This is a genomic window from uncultured Paenalcaligenes sp. (assembly GCF_947630565.1).
GTDB lineage: Bacteria > Pseudomonadota > Gammaproteobacteria > Burkholderiales > Burkholderiaceae_B > Paenalcaligenes > Paenalcaligenes faecalis.
In genome coordinates, this window is the sequence record NZ_CANRIC010000027.1 from 1 (window position 1) to 21295 (window position 21295).

Consider the following 21295-nt stretch of genomic DNA (forward strand, 5'->3'; position numbering starts at 1 on the left):
CGGTCGCATCATGGCGCGCATCATCTGCAGTATGTAAGTACCGGTTCGTCGTATTGATTGATTCGTGTCCCAAGGTATCGCGCACATGCAGCAAATCTATATTTTGCTCCAGCATATGAGTCCCTGCTGTATGTCGCAACCAGTGCGTAGAGGCTTGTTCTACGTGTTGCGCCTCACCCTCGAACTCGGGGCCTTGGGCACGTAAACGCGCCGCTGTATCAGCAAAAATACGTTTAACAATAAGATGAATAGCGGCTCGTGTTAACGGTTTATTTTGTATAGATCCTATAGGTAAAATTAAGGGCAAATCCTCATTAGCAAGCGGGTAGGGGCTTAAGCCTTTAAAGGTTCTGTAAGTCGCCAACTCATCCATGAGTTCACTGGTGATAGGCACAGTGCGTGTTTTTTGACCTTTACCTACTATATCCATCCACCAGCGCATCACACCATGCCGATCTCGGCGGGAAAATAAAGAACCCATCTGATTTTGGCTTAACTCAGAAACACGTAATCCACATAAATATAATAATGAAAATAGCCATCGATAACGATAATAATGCTCAAGCTCTCTATCGGACTCTTGCGGCAAGTCAGCAATACACTGTTTTACCTGCTCCCAAAGATCCATATCTAAGTAGCGTTGCATACGCTTAGGAGGAGCTATACGAGCGCCCCGCAGAACCGATAATGGATTTGCAGCCAAATAACCGGCAGATACTAACCAACTAAATAAGCTATTTAAAACGGCCAAGGCTTGGCGAATGCTGCTTATTGATAATGGCCCAACAAAAGGGCGCCAGTCAGGATGTGATCGAGCAACCTTAGAGCCATTTTTTAAGATCCAGCGTGCAGCAGGCTGAGGGTCTTGTAAAAAATATTGGTAACGCAGTAAGTCTTCGTGTGTTAGTGAGGAAATGGCTTTGCCAGCTTCTAAATTCGCCCAAAGTAATAAACGTTCTGATTCTTTTCTATAGCTAGTAAAGGTATTGGGACTGTCTATGTATTGGGCTAACCAGGCTTTGATGGCATCTAGATCATTGTCAGCCTGAAGCAAGGTGGATGGACTGTGCGCCCGATTTGTTCCCATCGAACCATCAACGGCTGTAGAGATTGGAGCATAAAACTCTAATGCTGCAGGTACGTGTGTTTGCATAATTAAACCTACTTTATTTTATCTTTTACTATTATACCTCAACTTGACATTATGTTGATAATGTCAAATCTAATAATAATGAAGTTGATATTTTTACGTAATACGTAATAAAATATGATATATAAGATAATCATACAATATATGTCTATCGATCTTTGATAAGGTATTCTCAGCGATGCGTTATCATTCTTATTTTGCTGTTAACTGCCTTAAAGGTACTGCCATGAGTCAATCCGCTTTAACTGAGTCCCAACTGCATCTAGCCGTAGAACAATTACGTAGTCAGCACTCCAATACCATTGATCTCTACAAGGCAGTGGCGTCTTTACTGTTTTTTCAATATGACAGCACGCCCACAACAAACCGCATGTACCAGCTGGTGCGCAAAGGCAGCATGGGCGCTCCGGCTGAGGCCTTAAAGTTGTTTTGGAAAGAACTGCGTGATCGTAGTCAGGTTCGCATGGAACAAGCAGATATCCCTGCTGCTTTAAAGCAAAGCGCCGGCATGTTGGTAGCCCAGCTTTGGGAAGAAAGTGTGAGTCAGGCTCTGCAAACCACAGAGCAGGCAAATCAAACTATTTATGTTCAATTAGCTGCAGCAGAAAAAAAACAGCAAGAGGCGATCGAAACCATCGATACACTACAAAGCGCCCTGCTAATTGCCCAGCAACAACTACAACAACAAGATGAAAAAATAGAGGGATTGCAATTAAGCGTGCAAAAGGAACAATTGCATTCAGCCACCTTGCAGCAGCAGCTTCATTTGCAGCAAGAACAAAAGCAAGAAATGCTTTTACAACATGAAAAAGCCCTATTAGCTCAAAAAGAACAAATTAGCTTGAGTGAGCAGCGAGCCGCTGATATGGAAAAATACGCTCGCCTAGAGATAGAAAGAACACGTCAAGAATCTGCTAAAACACAACAGCAAGATCAACAGCGATTTATCTCATTACAGCAAAAATTTCAAGAAACGCAACAACAATACCAAGAGCACCAAAAGTCCTATGTGGAATTGCAGCAGCAATATCGCTACCAACAAAATGTCTTGGAACAAGCGACTAAACAACATCAGCTGATTGAGCAAAAAAATCAGGATTTACACGCCCTGCTCCAACAATTACAGCAGCAGTTAACCCAATCAGGCTCTAGTAGTCGTAGTTCATTACGTCAGGCTCCTAGTCGTTTGGCAAAACAACGTGCACAAAAAAACCGCTAGTCAATTCTGCTAGCGGTTTTTGCCCAATAAGGCGTGAAATTAGTTATCAATAGCGCGCATCTTTAGGTTTTTTGCCATTTGGCCAGTCATTTACCTTGGGTGGGAAGTCGGGCCTAGGCATATGAGTAAATCGCACCTAAAGGCGTTTGCATTGCTAATCCACCTGCATATGGCTTTCCACCGGGGGTAGTATGACAAGCAACACAATCCCCTGTTCTGGATACGTAAGCGCCTTGCTGAATCAGCTTATCATCCGTTAAATTTGGTAGGGGAATTAACGTGGTATCTGGGGCCCGGCTATGCAAGATCCATTGGGATCCTCCATACCCTACCGCTAGCATAATCACACCTGCTAAGGCGACTTTGGATATAGGTATAGATATATATCTATACCTATATCCAAACTTAAAAATCCAATGTAATTGAATACTTTCAGTTAAACTTTACATAATTAAATTATTTATGCGCCTTTTTGTTCTTGTAATGAGATAGGCACATTCTCAGCGAGAAAATCAACCACCAACTTTACCCTTTCTGGAATATAACTATTACTAGGCAATACAGCATAAATTCCTATAGGTGCTTGGGTAGCATCTGACAAGATCCGAGTTAGCCTACCATCCGCCAAATAGTCACGTGCGATAAAATCAGGCATTAAGCTCACCCCCATCCCTGCTGCTGCCGCTTTAGCTAACGCATCACCATTATTTGCTTTAATGCGACCTTTGGTACTAAAACTGACCTCTTTGCCACTTTCGGTAAACATCCAACGACTATGATGACTATATTGCAAGCATTGATGCTGCAATAAGTCCTCTGGACTTTGTGGGGTGCCATGCAAGGCTAAATAACTAGGAGCAGCTACAAAATACAATTCGCACTGTCCGATTTTACGCACAATATCACTGAGAGCGAGTTCACTGGCGATACGTATAGCAACATCAAAGCCCTCTGCTGCTACGTCTACCATTCTGTCGCTGTAATCAAGCTCTAGGTGAATATCTGGATAACGTTGAGCAAACTGCATCAATACATCGGATAAGTGACGTAACCCAAAACTTAAAGGTAGGCTTACCCGCAAATTACCTTTAGGCGTGAGTTGCTCCTCGATCAGTTCTGCCTCACTTTGCTGAACCAAATCGATAATAGCCTTACAACGCTCTAAATAAACTTTGCCAGCGGATGTTAAGGCTTGACGACGCGTACTACGCGCAATGAGCTGCACTCCCAGATGAGCTTCTAAGGCGGCGATTTGACGAGTTACTACAGACCGTGCAATGCCTTTTTGGGTTGCAGCGGCTGCAAAGCTACCTAGTTCGGCGACTTGTATAAAAAGCGCCATCATTTCAAATTGGTTCATTGTCGCAAAATAAACAATAGTTAATTGCTGAATTAGACCTTTTTTGCACCAATCAAAAAAGGTACAGTATAACTATAAGATTAATACATAACGTATAGAGAGAATTCATGAGTCAACGCTATACACGTATCGCCATTGGTTTACACTGGATAATGGCAATTGGTTTTATTAGCATGTTTTTTTTAGGCTTCTATATGCAAAGCCTGCCATTTTCACCGAATAAACTACAAGTATATTCGTGGCATAAATGGGCTGGTGTTAGCCTATTTCTCCTGGCCTTACTACGTTTAGTTTGGCGCTTAAGTCACCCGGCTCCAGCCTTACCTCAAAGTATGACGCCTTTTTCACAAAAACTGGCACATATGGGCCATTATGCACTATATGCATTGATGTTTGCTGTCCCCTTGTCAGGCTGGTTAATGAGTTCGGCTATGGGTTTTCAAACCGTGTGGTTTGGTGTGCTGCCCTTGCCTGATCTCATCGATCGAAACAAAGAGTTAGCTAACCTGCTCGCAGCCACTCATGGATACTTAAATATAGGCTTTATTGCACTGGTCGCTGGGCATTTTCTTGTGGCCCTAAAACACCAGTTTATTGATAAAGATAATCTATTAGCACGTATGAAATAACTACTAGGACCTTATTTATGTTTAAACGCACCTTAACTGCTGCGCTACTTAGCTTTCCTTTGCTCGCCTCTGCTGCTACTTACACCCATATTGACAGCTCAAAAAGTCAAATTCAGTTTCACTATGAACAAATGGGCGTCAATATGGACGGCGTATTTACTGGCTTTAACGGTGATATTCATTTTGACTCAGCCGATGCAAGTAAAGCAAAAGTTCAACTACATGTTCAATTAAATAGCGTAGACACAGGTTCTGATGACGCTGATGCCGAAGTGATTAAGCCAGAATGGTTTAATGCCGCCGCACATCCAGATGCCGTTTTCACAGCGACCTCTATAGAGGTCAAGGCAGATAATGAGTTTGAGGTTGTTGGTCAGCTAACGATTAAAGGACACGAACAAGAAATTCGTTTCCCCGCCACCTTAAATGAAACCGAAAATACAGCGACCTTTACAGGAAGTTTTTCTTTATTACGTGGTGACTACGCCATTGGTGAAGGCGCCTGGTCTAAGTTTGATATAGTCGCAAATGATATTCGCGTCGATTTCAAAATTGTAGCCACTGAGTAATTTTTTTAGGAGTTTTTATGAAAACCACATTTCGTCGTTTAGCTATTGTTAGTGCTTTGGCTGCTGTAATGAGCGCCCCTGCTATGGCAGAGCCTGTCACGTATCAAGTTGACGCATCCCATACTTTTGCTCATTTTTCTTACAATCACATGGGCCTAAGCCAACAAGTAAGCCGTTTTGACAAAACGACAGGACAGGTTGTTTTAGATCTAGAAGCAAAAACAGGTGAGGTTTCTATTGAAATTGACACTCGCTCCGTTGATACCGGCCATGAAGGCTTTAACGGTCATATCCAAGGCCCTGATTTTTTAGATACGGCTCAATTTCCTACTGCTACATTCAAATCCAGCAAAGTGCTATTTGAAGGTGATAAGCCTACAGCTGTTGAGGGTGAGCTAACCATCAAGGGAATTACCAAACCGGTAACACTTAAATTGGATTCATTTGCTGCCAAGCCTCATCCAATGCTGAAAAAACCAGCCTTGGGAGCGAATGCTGAGGTTGATATCAAACGCTCTGATTTTAATGCTGATAAATTTGCACCAGGCGTAAGCGATGAGGTCACCATTCGTATATCTCTAGAAGCAATCGCTAGCTAATTCATACATAAAACCCGTTTTATATGATGCAGCAGGTACTTGTATGCCTACTGAGTCATGCTAAAACGGGTTTTATTTTCACACCTACAAAATATCTTCGATGGCCTCTAAGGGACGGGCTAAACGCACCCCTTTTTCTGTCTGCACCAAAGGTCTATTCAAAAGAATTGGATGTGCTGCAATAGATTGCAGCAACTCATCATCACTGGCTTCAGCTAAGCCCAACGTGCTATAAATATCTTCAGTCGTACGCATAGCTTCGCGCACAGACAAATTAGATTGAGCAATCAGCTCTTGAATTTGCTCCGCATTGAGTGGCGTTTTTAAATACTCAATGATCTCTGGGTTTAACCCACGCTCTTGTAAAAGAGCTAATGCCGCTCGTGATTTACTGCAACGAGGATTATGATAAATTTTAGTCATAGCCACCTACACAAAGGATAAACATGATTGATCTCTATTACTGGACTACCCCCAACGGCCATAAAATCACCCTATTCCTTGAGGAAGCCGGATTAGACTATCGAATTATTCCGGTCAATATAGGCAAGGGAGATCAATTTGCTGAGGATTTTTTAGCCATTGCACCCAATAATCGTATTCCTGCTATTGTAGACCATGCTCCTACAGATGGTGGCGCAGCTATCACTGTTTTTGAGTCTGGGGCTATTTTGTATTATTTAGCTGAAAAAACAGGGCAGTTTCTGTCTAAAGATCTTCGCAAAAAAACACAAACCTTGGAATGGTTAAACTGGCAAATGGGTGGATTGGGTCCTATGGCAGGACAAAATCATCATTTTTCTATTTATGCACCTGAGAAAATTGAATATGCCCAACAACGCTACATTAAAGAAACCGCACGTCTGTACGCTGTACTCAATAAACAGCTAAAAGACCGCGATTTCATCGCTGGGGATTACAGTATTGCCGATATGGCCTGCTATCCTTGGATAGTGCCACACGAGGCCCAAAGCCAAAACCTAAATGACTATCCTTATTTAAAAGCTTGGTATGATCGTATAGCGTCGCGCCCAGCTACTGTGCGAGCTTATGACAAAGCAAGTCAAATCAATACTCAACCCTCTGTTACCGATGAGCAGTCTCGTAAACTGCTCTTTGGGCAAGATGCATCCAGTATAAAGTAAAGGAGTTTTCATTATGCGTCATTCCACTTTGCGTTTAGGATTACTCAGTTTATCTACCGTCATCTTGGCTGCATGTGCCACGCCAGCCAAAGATATTTCGTTAATTCCGACGCAAACCACTGATGTCACCAGCAAAGACGGGGCTTTTACACAGCCATTAAAAGTAGATCGGACTAAACCCGGCTGTAAGGGAGACTGTCCTACATTAAAAATTGACTCTCTTATTTTCCCAGGAAATAAAGCATTAACTGACTATGTGGATCAACAACTAGCGGAAATGACGCATTTTGATGGTACCAATGCTCTACATCAAAATACCCGCAGTTTTACAGATTATTTTTGGCTCCATGCAGGACAAAGAGATCAAGTTATTTTAGCGGCTAAAACACGTTATCGTAATAAACACCTAACGGTTATTGAGCTAGGTGCTTGGCAATATCTCACCGGAGCAGCCCATGGTATGAGTGAAACCCGTTTTATTAATTGGGATCACCAAAACAACAAGCCTTTGGCATTCAATCAAATTATTAAGCCAAATCAAACCTCGGCTTTTGTACAGCGTTTACAACAAGCTCATCAGGCTTGGCTCAAAACGCAAGATGCGGCACAGGAAAACCCCACCGAGTACAATCGTCTTTGGCCTTTTCAACCAAATGACAATATCGCTTTAACGGACTCAGGCGTAGTTGTAAAATACAACTCGTATGAACTGGCTCCGTACTCATCGGGGCAACCAGAATTACATATCCCCTACCCAGATTTACAAGGTATTTTAGAACCTGCTTTTATGCCTCGTTAAATAAAAAAAACCGTGATAACACTATCACGGTTTTTTAAGTTTGCAGTATTAATTACTGGCCATAAATGGTTTTAGAACCATCTTTATGCCATTCGAACACATCAAATTTAAACTCTTTTAAGTCGCCTTGCTCGTTCCAAGAAATAGTACCAATTGAGGTTTCGACCTCGTTGGCATGTAAGTACTTAGCTACCTCTGTGGGATCGTCTTTACCTGCACCTTTAAGGCCAGCGACCAACGCCTGGGTCGCTGAGTAAGCCGTCATTTGGAAGGCACCACCAGGATCACGACCTTTGTCTTTAAAGGCTTTAACTAAGGCTTCGTTAGCCGCATCTTTGGTAAAGTCAGCAGGCAACGTAACTAACATGCCCTCTACGGCATCACCAGCAATCGCATTAATATCAGGATTACCTACGCCCTCTGGACCCATAAAAGGAATGCCTAAGTTTTGCTCAGCGCCTTGGCGTAATAGCAATCCCATTTCGGGGTGATAACCACCATAATAAACAAAGTCAGCGCCTGTGCCTTTGAGTTTAGTGATAACGGCAGAGTAATCGCTATCGCCCGCATTTACCCCTTCGAATAAAACAACCTCTATACCGCCTTTTTCTAAATCTGTTTTAACCGCTGTGGCGATACCTTGACCGTATGATTGTTTATCATGCAACACAGCAACCTTTTTAGGTTTGATTTGCTCAATAATCATTTTAGCGGCTGCTGGACCTTGCTGGTCATCACGCCCAATAGTGCGAAAGATGGTTTCGTAATTTTTGCCATCAGTAACAGCAGGAGCCGTAGCGGAAGGAGAAATCATAATGACGCCTTCGTCATTATATATACCTGTCGCGGCAATCGTTGCGCCAGAACAAACGTGACCAATCACATAACCGATCTCATCGTTTACTACACGGTTGGCGACAACAGGGCCTTGTTTGGGTTCACACGCGTCATCCATTAGAACAACTTCGATTTTTTTACCTAAAACGCCACCGTCTGCATTGATTTGCTCGATTGCGGTATCAACGCCTTGTTTAACCATTTCACCGTACTGAGTTAATGCACCGGTAAAAGGGCCTGCAATGGCAAATTTAATGGTGTCAGCATAAGCTGCTGTTGTGGACATCATACCGGCAGCTAAACCGAGTGCTGCAGCTAAAGGGGTAATGCGAATTTTCATAAAAAAACCTCCAATAAGTGCAGCAAAGCATACACCGAAAAAACGGTTTTGTAGCAGAATGCAAGCAAAATCTAGGGTTTACGACTAGATTTTGCTTAGGCGTATAGCCCTATTAAGCCAATAGGCTACGCAGCATCCATGCCGTTTTTTCGTGTACATCTAAACGCTGAGTGAGAATATCAGCGGTTGGTTGATCGTTGACCGCATCAGCACACTCGAAGGCGGCGCGGGCGGTACGAGCTACGGCCTCGTTTGCCCCCAAAAGCATCGTGACCATTTCGTCTGAGCTGGGGATGGAGGTGGGCTCTGCAATAGAGGAAAGCTTGGCAAATTCAGCATAAGTACCTGGGGCAAAATGGCCTAAAGCACGTATGCGCTCAGCGATTAAATCTAAAGCCTGCCAGAGTTCGGTGTACTGATCCATGAACATAGTGTGCAATGTATTAAACATGGGTCCAGTTACGTTCCAGTGGAAATTATGCGTCATCATATACAACGTGTAGGAGTCAGCCAGAACCTTAGAGAGCTCTGAGGCGACCTTAGCACGGTCATCTGCTGTAATACCAATATTAACGGCAATGACATCTGTTTCTGCAACGTTTGTTTTGGATTTCTTAGCCATACTTAACTCCTAAAAAGTAAAAACGAATTGACTATGTTTAGCCTATCACGCTAACAAGATCTTTTATAGGTCTTTCATGATTTTTTTCATTTGTTAAGAAAGGTAGCTTACGTTTTGCAAACCACACTGCATGACGGCCTCTGCCAAGGCCTCTACCGCAGCGGTACGTGGAAAACTTTTACGCCATACTAAAGCAATCCGACGATTAGGCACAGGATCGGCAAAAGGAATGTATTCTAATAACGCATTGTCTTGGGCCGTGGCACTAAGTGCTGTAGCAGGCAACACGGTGACTCCTATTCCAGTCGCCACCATATGGCGTATGGTTTCTAAGGATGAGCCTTCAAAAGTGCGCTGAATGCCCTCGCTCGAAGCAGAAAACCGAGAAAGCTCTGGGCAAACATCTAAGACCTGATCTCTAAAACAATGCCCTGATCCTAATAACAGCATCGTTTCATTTTTTAATTCCGAGGAATCAATCGAATCGCGCCCGCACCAAGGATGGTCCTGAGGTACAGCCACGACAAACGGCTCATCGTATAACTCACGCACTACAAAACCCGTTTCTGGTAGAGGTAAAGCCACTACCGCAGCATCTATTTCACCTTGGCGTAATAACTCTAATAAACGTACCGTATAGTTTTCCTGTAAGACTAACGGCATTTGAGGAGTTAATTTAATTTGCTGTGGTACAAGTAAGGGCAATAAATATGGCGCAACCGTATAAATAATCCCAACCCGCAGCGAACCATTCAGCGGATTCTGGCCTTGACGCGCTATTTCCTTTAGATTGGCCCCCTCTTCGAGCACCTTTTGCGCTTGTTCAATAATACGCAAACCAATGGGGGTGATGCCGACCTCTGTGCCACCCCTTTCAAAGATGACAACGTCTAGCTCCTCTTCGAGCTTACGAATGGCAACGGACAGCGTAGGCTGACTTACAAAACAGGCCTCTGCGGCACGACCAAAATGACGATCGCGCGCAACGGCTACAATATACTTTAATTCGGTTAGGGTCATTTAACTGCGTAAAAACTCTTCTTTTCCGCCTAGCCAACGAGCCACATGCTCAGCGGCTATAGAGGGAAATTGTTTATATAAATAAGAGGCACACTCTTTAGCTTGTTCAATCAGCACCTGATCGTGTTCAAGATCGGCAAAGCGAAGTAACATTTGCCCCGATTGACGTAAGCCCAGAAACTCACCCGGTCCGCGCAGAGCCAAATCACGCTGGGCTATTTCAAAACCATCTGTGGTTTCATACATAGCTCTCAATCGCTCTCGTGCAATCGCTGATAATGGTGTTTGATAGAGCAAAATACAATAGGACTGCTTAGCACCCCGTCCCACTCGGCCTCGAAGCTGATGTAATTGAGCTAAGCCAAATCGCTCTGCATGTTCAATGACCATAATAGTAGCATTAGGGACGTCTACACCTACCTCTATTACAGTAGTGGCGACTAAAACATCTATCTCAGCCTCTCTAAATGCATCCATTACCTTATTTTTCTCAACTGCTGTCATCCGGCCATGCAATAAACCCACCCGAAGCGGAGCCAACTGTTGTGCCATGAGTTCATAGGTGTCTACGGCGGTCTGTAACTGCAAGGCCTCACTTTCCTCTACCAAAGGGCAAACCCAGTACACCTGCTGCCCCTCTGTTGTTACAGCATGATGAACTCGATCCATCATTTCCTCGCGGCGATCCGCCGCCAGTAACTTGGTTTGTATTGGACTACGACCTGGAGGTAGCTCATCAATCACTGAGACGTCTAAGTCCGAGTAAAATGTCATGGCTAAGGTTCTGGGAATGGGTGTGGCACTCATATTTAATTGATGAGGCAATAAGGTTTGCTTTGACCCTGAGGCCATACTATCCGAACCCTTTCGGCTTAGATCTAAACGTTGAGCAACACCAAATCGATGCTGTTCATCTAAAATAACTAGGCCTAACTGCTCAAAAACCACCTTTTCTTGGATTAGCGCCTGTGTACCAACGACCAGCTGACTGCTGCCATTTTGTACATTTTCATAGGCTTTTCGACGCTGAGCTGCCGTCAAACTGCCACTTAACCAAGCCACCTCTATGCCTAAAGGGCCTAGCCAATGCTGTAATTTTTGATGGTGCTGCTCGGCCAGCAGTTCAGTCGGAGCCATTAAGGCTACCTGATAACCTTGTTCTATGGCTTGAACTGCTGCATACGCTGCCACCACGGTTTTGCCACTGCCTACATCGCCCTGCAGTAACCGATGCATGGGTTGGCCCCTAGATAGATCCAAGGCGATTTCATGCACCACTCGCTGTTGCGCTGTCGTTAATTTAAAAGGTAACTGCGTCGCTAACTGCGTATGTAATTTGGTTGAAAGCGGTATTTTTGGTGCTTTTAACTTCGCTCGTCTTGCTCTAGCTGCGGCTAAAGATAATTGCTGAGCCAATAGCTCATCAAACTTAATTCGCTGCCAAGCAGGATGCGTTTGATTCATGAGGGCGTGATTATGCTCTACAGCAGGATAATGCAGGTCTTGTACTGCCTGCGCAAAATCAATTAACCCATATTTTTTACGTAGATTATCAGGCAACGTATCCTGTAAATCTGCCCGTTCAAACGCACTAACAATGGCTTTACGCAGCATAGGTTGAGTTAAGCCATCAGTAGTCGGATAAACAGGTGTTAGGGTTTGAGCCAAAGGCGCACCTGCGACCGAGACTTTGGGATGCACCATCTCTATGGCCGTGCTAAAGCCTCTGCGTACCTCACCCCGTAAACGCAGCGTATTACCTACTGCAAATTGCTTAATTTGATTAGGATAAAAATGCAAAAGGCGAACTAATAGTTCGCCACTTTGATCGCGTATTACCGCTTGTAACTGCTTTCGGGGACGTTGCACAATTTGCTGATGAACCACACTGCCCTCGATTTGAGCATACTCACCGACGGCAACTGAAGCTATCTCATAAATTTGTGTTTGATCCTCGTAGCGCAGAGGTAGATGCACAATAAAATCCATGTCCTCGATCAAACCCAACTTTTCTAATAATTGGGCTTGGGTCGGTTTTTTGGTTTTCTTTGTGTCGGTAACCTCTGGCAACGATTCACTCATAGCTCTAGATAACTAGAATGGCTTCCACTTCAAATTGTGCATTTTTAGGCAAGCTAGCTACACCTAATGTAGAGCGAGCCGGATAGGGTTCGGGCATGACCTCGGCCATAATCGCATTCACACTCGCAAATTTGCTGAGGTCAGTCAAAAATAAATTTAACTTTACCACTTGCTCTAGCGAGCCGCCCGCCGCATCAATAACAGCGGTTAGATTCGTAAAGCACTGACGTACTTGAGCTTCGAAGTTATCAGAGACTAATTCACCAGTGGATGGGTCTAAACCAATTTGGCCAGACACATAGACGGTTTTACCACCAGCAACAGCGACCGCTTGAGAATACGGACCTACAGCAGCAGGAGCCGCATCTGTTTGAATAATTTGTTTACTCATGAATGGCCTTTAGGCTAAAAAATTAAGTACAAATTTGATTTTACGCAGTAAAGCGCGATGTTAACAAGCATTACGCATTATTTTTCAACGAAAGCGCGCTCGATCACGTAATCACCAGGCTGCCCTACCCCGGGAGAAATCACTAATCCTCGTTCATTTAACAAAGCACTGATGTCCTCTAGCATCGCTGGACTACCACAAATCATGCCACGATCTAAAGCCGGATCAAGCTCAGGTAAACCCAAGTCTGCAAATAACTTACCATTTTCAATTAGGGTGGTCACGCGTCCTTCGTTACGAAATGGCTCTCGGGTAACAGTAGGATAGTAAAGCAATTTCTCTTGGATTAGCTCCCCAAAATACTCGTTATTAGGTAGCTCTTTTTCAATGAAATCCGCATAAGCAAGCTCACTTACATAGCGCACCCCATGGATCAAGATCACTTTTTCAAAACGCTCATAGGTATCGGGGTCTTGGATAATGCTCATGAATGGTGCCAAGCCCGTACCAGTTGCAAATAGGTATAGGTTACGCCCAGCGCGTAAATCATCTACCACCAAGGTGCCTACCGGTTTACGGCTCATGAGAATTTCATCACCCACTTTTAAATGCTGTAGACGTGAGGTAAGTGGGCCGTCTTGAACTTTAATACTTAAGAACTCAAGCTGCTCTGCGTAATTAGGACTTGCCACGCTATACGCACGCATTAACGGCTTTCCATCTACCTCTAGCCCAATCATCACAAAGTGACCATTCGTAAAACGTAGGGCATCGTCTCGGGTGGTGGTAAAGGAGAATAAGGTGTCATTCCAGTGATGCACACTGAGTACAGTTTCAGTATTAAAGGCTGCCATAAGTCTATATATATAAAATGAAGTAATGCCCTCTAGTTTACCCCCGAATGCGGGGATAACCCTAACGGCTAGATGTGTTAGGAAAATAGCGTCTTGCTGTTCATTAACGTTTAAGACAGATCAAGAAAAGTTAAAATAGTTCCTAAAGTGCGTATTCTAACTGCTATAGCTCTTGCTGCTTTTAATTTGCTCTGCTATTGTTACACACAAAGATGATAATCATTATCATTTAGAATTGTGTTATTTATTTCGTCACTCTTGGAGTTAATGAATGCGCTTAAAATCTTCGATTCGCACGTTGATGGGTAGTTTTGCTTTGATTTCTGTTGGGCTTACCGCTGCTCCAGTTTTTGCTGCAGATGAAATCAACCTATACACCACTCGCGAACCTCGTCTCATTCTGCCTTTATTAGAGTCATTTACGGCAGACACGAATATCAACGTTAATACCGTATTCGTCAAAGACGGATTGATTGAGCGCGTCAAAACAGAGGGTGAACAGTCCCCAGCCGATATTTTAATGACAGTAGATATTGGTAACTTGTTAGATCTAGTCGAGGCTGGTATTACCCAACCCGTAGACTCCAAGCCATTAACTGAGGCTATTCCTGAAAATCTACGAGGTAAAGATAATCAATGGTTTTCTTTATCGATGCGTGATCGTGTCGCGTACGTAGCCGCTGATTTAGATGACGTAAAAGAGCTCACCTACGAAGACTTTGCGGACCCCCGTTGGAAAGGAAAGGTATGTATTCGCTCTGGTCAGCACCCTTATAACACAGCTATGATTGCTGCCATGATTGCTCATAATGGCCCTGAAGCCACCGAAAAATGGCTTAAAGACGTTAAAGCAAACTTAGGTCGCAAAGCGGCTGGTGGCGATCGAGACGTAGCCCGTGATATTTTAGGTGGTATTTGTGATGTAGGTATTGCCAATGCCTACTACGTAGGGCGCATGAAAAACGATGATCCTAAATCTGACGCCTTTAAATGGGGCGAGGCCATTAAGGTCATTCGTCCTACATTTAAGGAAAGTGGCGGCACGCATGTGAATATTTCTGGCGCTTCCGTGGCAAAATATGCACCTAACAAAGACAATGCAGTTAAACTACTGGAATACTTGGTTTCTGATAAAGCCCAAAGCCTCTACGCTAAAGCTAACTATGAGTACCCAGTAAAAGCAGGTGTAGAACTAGATCCTGTAGTTGCCAGCTTTGGTGAACTCACCGTTGATAACCTACCCCTCACAGAAATCGCCAAGCACCGTAAACTTGCTAGCGAACTAGTAGATAAAGTTGGTTTTAACAACTAATAAAAAATCGTCTACTCAGGCCGCTGACTCTGTTTTACAGGCTCAGCGGCCTCTGTGCATTTATAAACCTCTTTTTGTACTGTTTTCTATGCGCTCGCAGCAAAGCGTGGGCAAGGTCTGGCTAATTGCTGCCTTGCTAATCACCACTATTGTTTTAGCCCCTGTGCTCGTTCTAGGATGGCACGCGTTTCAAGGCTCCACCGAGCATTGGCAACATCTCTTGAATCATGTTCTTCCTGTCGCTTTTAGCAATACGGTATTGCTGTTGCTAGGCGTAGGTATCTTGGTAACAGCGTTAGGGGTCGGTAGTGCATGGTTAATTACGGCCTATCAATTTCCCACTAGGGGGGTGCTGTCATGGGCTCTTTTGCTGCCTTTAGCTGTTCCTACCTATATTGTGGCCTTTGCTTATCTGGATATTTTGCATCCGATTGGCCCAGTACAATCCGTCATTCGTGATCTCTTAGGCTACAGTAGCCCGCGCCAATTCCGCTTGCCTGACTTACGCTCCTTGCCTGGCGCTATTTTCTTATTAGGCTTTGTTTTATACCCCTATGTGTATTTAAGCACCCGAGCCATGTTTGCGACTCAAGCCGCTAGTCTTCTAGAAGCCGCACGGGTCTTAGGCGAAAATCAGCGCAGTGTTTTTTACCGTGTTGCTCTGCCTATGGCTAGGCCTGCGGTAGCAGTCGGTGTCAGCTTAGCGTTACTAGAGACATTAAATGATATAGGGGCCTCTGAGTTTTTAGGCATTCAAACTCTCACCGTTTCTATTTATACAACGTGGGTAACTCGCTCTGATTTAGCTGGGGCCGCCCAAATTGCCCTATCGATGTTGGCCTTAGTTGTGGCGCTTATTCTTATTGAGCGTTATGGCCGACGCCATCAACGTTATAGCCAAAACCAACGCTCACACCCGGTACAGCCCTTTGCCTTAAAAGGCAGCTCAGCCCTGATCGCTATGGCTTTAGGATGGGCTCCTATTCTGATTGGCTTTGTTGCACCTGCGCTCTATTTAATCAGTGAAAGTTACAAACATATTCACCTCACAGGGGCCGTGTCAGAACAGTTACTCTCCAGCGCTTGGAATACGGTACGCATCGCTTTTGTTGCTACTGCAGCCACCATTGCCGCTGGTCTTATCGTTGCGTGGGCAGCTCGTACCATTCGTTATGGACAAAAACAAGGTTTAGCCGTTACGTTATCCCGTTTATCCTCTATGGGCTATGCTGTACCAGGTACCGTTTTAGCCATAGGTATGTTGAGCCCTCTGGTGTTCTTTGATAGCACCTTGAATCGCATATTGAACTGGTTTACAGAAACACCACCACAACTGTTTTTAATGGGCTCCACCACTGCTTTAGTCATGGTGTATGCCATTCGATTCCTCGCTATCTCTGCAGGTGGTATAGAGGCGGGCTTGGCTCGTATTCCGCCCTCTATTGAGCAGGCCTCTCGTTTACTTGGTGAAAGCCCTGGCGGCACATTAAAACGGGTGCATCTACCCCTATTGCGTCCAGCGATTGGTGCTGCAGCCTTGCTCATTTTCGTAGATGCCATGAAAGAACTACCGGCTACGTTAATGCTGCGCCCCATGAACTTTGAAACCCTAGCTACTTGGTTATATGCAGAGGCTGCTAGAGGCACTTACGAAGAGGGCGCCGTCGCCGCTTTGGCCATTGTCATTGCTGGTCTTATCCCGGTCGTCCTGCTGGCCAAGTCCCAGCTTAATACTCGTCATGCATAAATATGGATAGTCTGTATGTCAATTGATACCTATTTAGATTTACAACACATTTCTCTGGCTTATCACACAGCCCAAGGTCTAAAAACTGTCGTGAATCAATTAGATTTACAGCTCACAAAAGGCCATATTGGTTGCTTACTTGGTTCTTCAGGCTGCGGCAAAACAACTGTACTACGTGCAATTGCTGGATTTGAACCACTACGTACAGGCTCTATCCACCTCGACAATCGACTTCTGTCTTCAGCCACAGAAACAGTAGTACCTGAAAAAAGAAATGTGGGCATGATGTTTCAAGACTATGCTCTGTTCCCTCATCTCAGTGTTGAAAAAAACATAGGTTTTGGCTTACGTAAACAAGAGAAACAACAACGCCAACACCGTATTGCTGAAATGTTACATCTCGTTGGTCTTGAGGATCTCGCAACTCGCTTTCCTCATGAGCTATCTGGGGGCCAACAACAACGGGTTGCCTTAGCTAGAGCCCTAGCCCCTGAGCCGTCCTTATTATTATTGGATGAGCCGTTTTCTAATTTAGATGTAGATACACGAGAGCGTCTTGCCTTTGAGGTTAGGGAAATCTTACAAAAGACGGGCTTAACCGCTATTTTAGTGACGCATAATCAAGCTGAAGCCTTTGCTATCGCGGACCGAATTGGCGTAATGAAAGATGGCCGTATTGTGCAATGGGATACGGCCTATGGGCTACACAACAATCCAGTTAATGACTTTGTGTCGGATTTTGTACGTCGTGAAGCCCTATTAAGCCAACGGGCGCAAGCACTGACTCGTGGTGAAGCCGCCTAGCTAAGCCCTTAGCCCCCAATACGGATGACGGGCTCTATAATAATTGAAGGCAAATTAATACCATAACGATGATCGTCGCGATGACGACGTGAATAGCGCTCAGAAGGACGACAATCGCGTTTTTCTTTATAGCGCCCGTTCCGTTTGTATTCTCTTTTTACCTTGCAATTGCCATCCCAGTACTCATAACTGGATGGTTTTCCATGATGATGCCCTCTGCCCCCATGATGACCATGCCACGAATCTGCACTAGCCGCATACGACATACCTAGTAAAGCAGCTGCCATAACCCACTGAGTGATTTTCATTCTACGCCTCTTACAATGATTCAGATGTCTTGCAGTATATAGGCCCGTAGAAAAAAATGATTGAGCAATTATGACAAAGCTTTACCCTTTATAGATATAAAAAATCCCCAAAAATTCAGATTGAAAAATCGACTTTTTGGGGATAGTTCACTGAATTAGTCTATAACGTGTAATACATATCAAACTCAACCGGATGTGGCGTCATACGTAAACGATTGACTTCTTGGCGTTTGAGTTCAATATAAGCATCTAACATCTCATTGCTAAACACACCGCCCCGAGTCAAGAACTCACGATCTTGATCTAAATAATCCAATGCTTGCTCTAGTGAATGACAAACAGTTGGGATTTTTGCGTCTTCTTCGGGAGGCAAATCATAGAGGTTTTTGTCTGCCGCATCACCGGGATGAATTTTATTTTGGATTCCATCCAGCCCCGCCATTAACAACGCAGCAAAGGCTAAATAAGGATTAGCCATTGGATCAGGGAAACGTGCCTCTACGCGCCGAGCTTTAGGACTGCTCACATACGGAATACGAATAGATGCCGAACGATTTCGTGCCGAGTAGGCCAATTTAACTGGCGCCTCAAAATGCGGTACTAATCGTTTGTAGGAATTAGTGGTTGGGTTTGTAATGGCATTTAATGCACGAGCATGATGAATAATGCCACCAATGTAATACAGCGCTGTTTCTGATAAACCGGCGTAACCATCACCCGCAAAAACGTTCACCCCATCTTTCCAGATGGACTGATGCACATGCATACCCGAACCATTATCACCAATAACGGGCTTAGGCATAAAGGTAGCGGTTTTCCCATAGACATGGGCCACACCATGTACCGTGTATTTTAAAATTTGATTCCAGTCTGCGCGTTTGACTAGGGTAGAAAACGTGGTACCAATTTCCAACTGACCAGCGGCGGCGACCTCGGAATGATGAATTTCAACGGGCACACCTTGTTGCTCAAGTAACAAACACATCTCTGAGCGCAAATCGTGGTGCTGATCTACAGGAGGTACAGGTGAGTAACCGCCTTTATGTCCAGGCCTATAACCTAGGTTTTTGCGATTCTCGTATTTAGTTCCTGTAGCCCAAGGCGCCGTGCTGGAATCAATTTCCACAAAGCTGCCTGAGGGATCATCATTCCAGCGGATACCATCAAAAACAAAGAACTCAGGTTCAGGACCAAAGTAAGCCGTATCACCAATACCCGTGGACTGTAAGTACATTTCGGCTCGTTTAGCGATGGAACGCGGGTCCCGATCGTAGCCATTTAAGTCAGCAGGATCGACTACATCACAACTAAAGACTAAGGTGGGCTCTTCGCGAAAGGGATCAAAACGCACACTATCCAAATCAGGCATCAATAACATATCAGAAGCCTCTATGCCTTTCCAACCAGGCATAGAAGAACCATCAAAAGGAATCCCCCCTTCGATTAGGTCCTCGTCAAAACGATGCGCAGGAATAGTCAAGTGGTGTTCGCGGCCCTGAGTATCAGTAAAGCGAAAATCCACAAAAGCAATGTCGTTTTCAGCAATCCTTTTCAGGATTTCATCGGCGGTAGACATGAGGGCTCCAAATAATTAGCAAAACGGAATTAGCTACATAGCTAATACCTACATCTCAATTTTAAATCATTCTACGTGTGACACGTAGCTTTTTTCTGTATAGATATACAACAAACACGATAGACTTAATCTAAGAAAAGTTCTTGTAAGTCAGTTAAAAAACGCCAACCTAAGTCTGACGCTTTAATCCGTGATGGATGAGGGTCTAACAAACCTTTATCTATTGCCTTACGAATAGTGGGTAAAATCACCGCTAATGATTGCCCCGTGCGTTCTTCGAAATACGTCGCAGGCACACCATCTCGTAGCCGCAACGCGTTGAGCATAAATTCAAAAGGTAAATCCTCTGCATCCACCGTGCGGTTTTCAGCTAAATGGGTCTCATTTCGTAATACGGCCTGATCCATCCAGCTTTGCGGATTACGTACCCGTGATTGGCGCACAATTCGATCAGGAAAGGACAGTTTGCTGTGCGCCCCCGGCCCAATTCCTAAATAGTCACCAAACTCCCAATAATTACGGTTATGTTCTGCTTGGAAGCCAGGTTTTGCATAAGCAGACACCTCGTAGTGCTCATAACCATGATCTGCTGTTAGCTGAATCAAGGCATCTTGCATCTCTGCACTGTCATCATCTGACGGTAAGACAGGAGGGTATTTAGCAAAAACCGTATTGGGTTCTAGAGTTAAGTGATAGAGCGATAAATGAGAAGTATCAAAGCTCAAGGCCGTTTGTATATCAAACAAAGCCTCTTGTACGGTTTGCTGGGGTAAGGCATACATAACGTCCAAATTAACCCGTTCTACCGCATCTAAAGCAAACCCTATTGCCGCTTTTGCTTGAGCCGCATCGTGAATACGACCTAATGACTGCAATGCCTGATCATTAAAACTTTGAATGCCTAAGGAAATACGCGTAATCCCACTTTGACCATAGGCACTAAATCGTGCAGCCTCAGCGGTTCCAGGGTTTGCCTCTAACGTAATTTCAGCTGTGGGTTGCAAAGGCAAATAGGCTCGTAGCATGCTTAACATTTCGTTAATCGCCGAGGCACTTAATAAGCTAGGCGTGCCTCCACCAATAAACACCGACACAACCTGACGCCCCCAAATAAGAGGCAAAGCCTGCTCTAAGTCGGCTCGTAATGCTGCTAAATAGGCCTCTTCGGGCAATACCTCTGGCGTTTTATGAGAGTTAAAATCGCAATAGGGGCATTTTCGTACGCACCACGGCACATGCACATATAAAGCCAGTGGGGGCAATAGGCGTAAAAGGGGACGTTCGGTTGCCCCCCCTGCCCGAATTCGAACCGTCGGAGTCTCTATCATGGCGTTTGTGTTTCAGCCAAACGTTTCACTAAGATTTTTAACGCTTGGGCTCGATGACTAAAATGATTTTTTTGTTCAGCAGATAACTGAGCTGCTGTACAGTCCAAATCAGGCACAAAGAACAACGGATCATAGCCAAAGCCATTATCTCCTTTGGGCTCATTTGCGATCTCGCCCCACCACACCCCTTCTGCAATAATCGGCCTAGGGTCCTGTGGGTTACTGACATAAACTAACACAGACACAAAGCACGCTTTGCGACTGCTCTGGCCCTGCATCGTTGCCAACAATAGCGCATTATTATCAGCGTCCCCTTTCCCTGCGTCATTCATTGCCGCATAACGTGCTGAATACACACCCGGTGCGCCATTTAGCGCTAATACAGACAAGCCAGAATCATCAGCTACCGCAGGCAATCCTGTGGCAGCACTCGCGTGACGGGCCTTAGCCAACGCATTTTCAACAAAAGTACCAAACGGCTCCTCGGCTTCAGACACCCCTAACTGCCCTTGTGGAATGACCTCAAGCTGCAAAACATCAAACAATGACTGAAACTCAGCCAACTTACCTGCATTATTTGAAGCTAAAACAATTTTTTGCATAA

General features: G+C 44.6%; 22 protein-coding genes and 1 pseudogene. 9 read left to right on the top strand and 14 right to left on the bottom strand.

Features of this window, described 5'->3' with window-relative positions; all coding sequences use genetic code 11:
* On the bottom strand, window positions 1-1153 hold a 1153-nt coding region (locus Q0Z62_RS06580; protein ID WP_298052457.1), incomplete at its 3' end, for a tyrosine-type recombinase/integrase.
* A 223-nt stretch (window positions 1154-1376) separates the two neighbouring features.
* Between Q0Z62_RS06580 and Q0Z62_RS06585 the strand changes: the two genes are divergently transcribed.
* Window positions 1377-2369 carry a DNA-binding protein gene (locus tag Q0Z62_RS06585; RefSeq protein WP_298052460.1) on the top strand — a complete coding sequence of 331 codons (993 nt, stop codon included), beginning with the start codon at window positions 1377-1379 and terminating at the stop codon, window positions 2367-2369.
* Between the two features lie 122 nt (window positions 2370-2491).
* Here Q0Z62_RS06585 and Q0Z62_RS06590 read toward each other — a convergent pair.
* Window positions 2492-2674: pseudogene (locus Q0Z62_RS06590) on the bottom strand (hypothetical protein); the annotation flags it as partial.
* Between the two features lie 155 nt (window positions 2675-2829).
* On the bottom strand, window positions 2830-3729 hold the full coding sequence (locus Q0Z62_RS06595) for a LysR family transcriptional regulator (RefSeq protein WP_298052463.1): 900 nt from the start codon (window positions 3727-3729) through the stop codon (window positions 2830-2832).
* 107 nt (window positions 3730-3836) lie between these two features.
* Here Q0Z62_RS06595 and Q0Z62_RS06600 point away from each other — a divergent pair, with 107 nt between their 5' ends.
* The 3 genes from Q0Z62_RS06600 to Q0Z62_RS06610 are packed head-to-tail and all read left to right on the top strand — an operon-like array spanning window position 3837 to window position 5526.
* Window positions 3837-4358: a cytochrome b gene (locus tag Q0Z62_RS06600; RefSeq protein ID WP_269902040.1), complete on the top strand. Its 522-nt coding sequence runs from the start codon at window positions 3837-3839 to the stop codon at window positions 4356-4358.
* 17 nt (window positions 4359-4375) lie between these two features.
* Window positions 4376-4927 (top strand): YceI family protein, encoded by a 552-nt coding sequence (locus Q0Z62_RS06605; RefSeq protein ID WP_298052468.1) that lies wholly within the window; start codon window positions 4376-4378, stop codon window positions 4925-4927.
* A gap of 17 nt (window positions 4928-4944) precedes the next feature.
* The gene (locus Q0Z62_RS06610) at window positions 4945-5526 is read left to right on the top strand and encodes a YceI family protein (RefSeq protein ID WP_269902042.1); all 582 of its coding nucleotides are present in this window, start codon (window positions 4945-4947) and stop codon (window positions 5524-5526) included.
* Between the two features lie 84 nt (window positions 5527-5610).
* On the opposite strand, the gene arsC is transcribed toward Q0Z62_RS06610, so the two are convergent.
* Entirely contained in the window at window positions 5611-5949 is a 339-nt protein-coding gene (gene arsC, locus Q0Z62_RS06615) for an arsenate reductase (glutaredoxin) (RefSeq protein ID WP_269902043.1), read from the bottom strand.
* Between the two features lie 23 nt (window positions 5950-5972).
* Between arsC and Q0Z62_RS06620 the strand changes: the two genes are divergently transcribed.
* Both Q0Z62_RS06620 and Q0Z62_RS06625 read left to right on the top strand, forming a co-directional pair.
* A complete protein-coding gene (locus Q0Z62_RS06620) occupies window positions 5973-6671 on the top strand; it encodes a glutathione binding-like protein (RefSeq protein WP_298052473.1) in 699 nt (232 codons plus the stop codon).
* Between the two features lie 13 nt (window positions 6672-6684).
* Complete coding sequence (locus tag Q0Z62_RS06625; RefSeq protein ID WP_269902045.1) at window positions 6685-7470, top strand: RsiV family protein; 786 nt, start codon at window positions 6685-6687, stop codon at window positions 7468-7470.
* 52 nt (window positions 7471-7522) lie between these two features.
* On the opposite strand, the gene Q0Z62_RS06630 is transcribed toward Q0Z62_RS06625, so the two are convergent.
* From Q0Z62_RS06630 to Q0Z62_RS06655, 6 genes are all read right to left on the bottom strand, one after another.
* The gene (locus Q0Z62_RS06630) at window positions 7523-8647 is read right to left on the bottom strand and encodes a high-affinity branched-chain amino acid ABC transporter substrate-binding protein (protein ID WP_298052476.1); all 1125 of its coding nucleotides are present in this window, start codon (window positions 8645-8647) and stop codon (window positions 7523-7525) included.
* A 112-nt stretch (window positions 8648-8759) separates the two neighbouring features.
* Window positions 8760-9269, bottom strand: a complete 510-nt coding sequence (locus Q0Z62_RS06635; protein ID WP_269902047.1) for a Dps family protein — start codon at window positions 9267-9269, stop codon at window positions 8760-8762.
* 93 nt (window positions 9270-9362) lie between these two features.
* Window positions 9363-10289: a LysR substrate-binding domain-containing protein gene (locus Q0Z62_RS06640; RefSeq protein ID WP_298052481.1), complete on the bottom strand. Its 927-nt coding sequence runs from the start codon at window positions 10287-10289 to the stop codon at window positions 9363-9365.
* Window positions 10290-12371: an ATP-dependent DNA helicase RecG gene (gene recG, locus Q0Z62_RS06645; RefSeq protein ID WP_269902049.1), complete on the bottom strand. Its 2082-nt coding sequence runs from the start codon at window positions 12369-12371 to the stop codon at window positions 10290-10292.
* Between the two features lie 4 nt (window positions 12372-12375).
* Entirely contained in the window at window positions 12376-12762 is a 387-nt protein-coding gene (locus Q0Z62_RS06650; RefSeq protein ID WP_269902050.1) for a Rid family detoxifying hydrolase, read from the bottom strand.
* A gap of 77 nt (window positions 12763-12839) precedes the next feature.
* Window positions 12840-13616 (bottom strand): ferredoxin--NADP reductase, encoded by a 777-nt coding sequence (locus Q0Z62_RS06655; RefSeq protein ID WP_269902051.1) that lies wholly within the window; start codon window positions 13614-13616, stop codon window positions 12840-12842.
* 271 nt (window positions 13617-13887) lie between these two features.
* On the opposite strand from Q0Z62_RS06655, the gene Q0Z62_RS06660 reads away from it, so the two are divergent.
* From Q0Z62_RS06660 to Q0Z62_RS06670, 3 genes are all read left to right on the top strand, one after another.
* Entirely contained in the window at window positions 13888-14928 is a 1041-nt protein-coding gene (locus tag Q0Z62_RS06660; RefSeq protein ID WP_269902052.1) for a Fe(3+) ABC transporter substrate-binding protein, read from the top strand.
* An 88-nt stretch (window positions 14929-15016) separates the two neighbouring features.
* Window positions 15017-16675, top strand: coding sequence for an iron ABC transporter permease (locus tag Q0Z62_RS06665; RefSeq protein ID WP_298052517.1), 1659 nt, complete (start codon window positions 15017-15019; stop codon window positions 16673-16675).
* 21 nt (window positions 16676-16696) lie between these two features.
* Window positions 16697-17479: an ABC transporter ATP-binding protein gene (locus Q0Z62_RS06670; protein WP_269902175.1), complete on the top strand. Its 783-nt coding sequence runs from the start codon at window positions 16697-16699 to the stop codon at window positions 17477-17479.
* A gap of 8 nt (window positions 17480-17487) precedes the next feature.
* Here the strand turns inward: Q0Z62_RS06670 and Q0Z62_RS06675 are convergent, their stop codons facing one another.
* The 4 genes from Q0Z62_RS06675 to rdgB form a co-directional block, all read right to left on the bottom strand.
* A complete protein-coding gene (locus tag Q0Z62_RS06675) occupies window positions 17488-17787 on the bottom strand; it encodes a hypothetical protein (RefSeq protein ID WP_298052490.1) in 300 nt (99 codons plus the stop codon).
* Window positions 17788-17947: 160 nt separating this feature from the next.
* Complete coding sequence (gene glnA, locus Q0Z62_RS06680; protein WP_269902054.1) at window positions 17948-19363, bottom strand: type I glutamate--ammonia ligase; 1416 nt, start codon at window positions 19361-19363, stop codon at window positions 17948-17950.
* Window positions 19364-19488: 125 nt separating this feature from the next.
* Window positions 19489-20691: a radical SAM family heme chaperone HemW gene (gene hemW, locus Q0Z62_RS06685; RefSeq protein ID WP_298052495.1), complete on the bottom strand. Its 1203-nt coding sequence runs from the start codon at window positions 20689-20691 to the stop codon at window positions 19489-19491.
* A complete protein-coding gene (gene rdgB, locus Q0Z62_RS06690) occupies window positions 20688-21293 on the bottom strand; it encodes an RdgB/HAM1 family non-canonical purine NTP pyrophosphatase (protein WP_269902056.1) in 606 nt (201 codons plus the stop codon). The genes hemW and rdgB overlap by 4 nt, the downstream gene beginning before the upstream one ends.
* Window positions 21294-21295 lie beyond the last annotated feature (2 nt).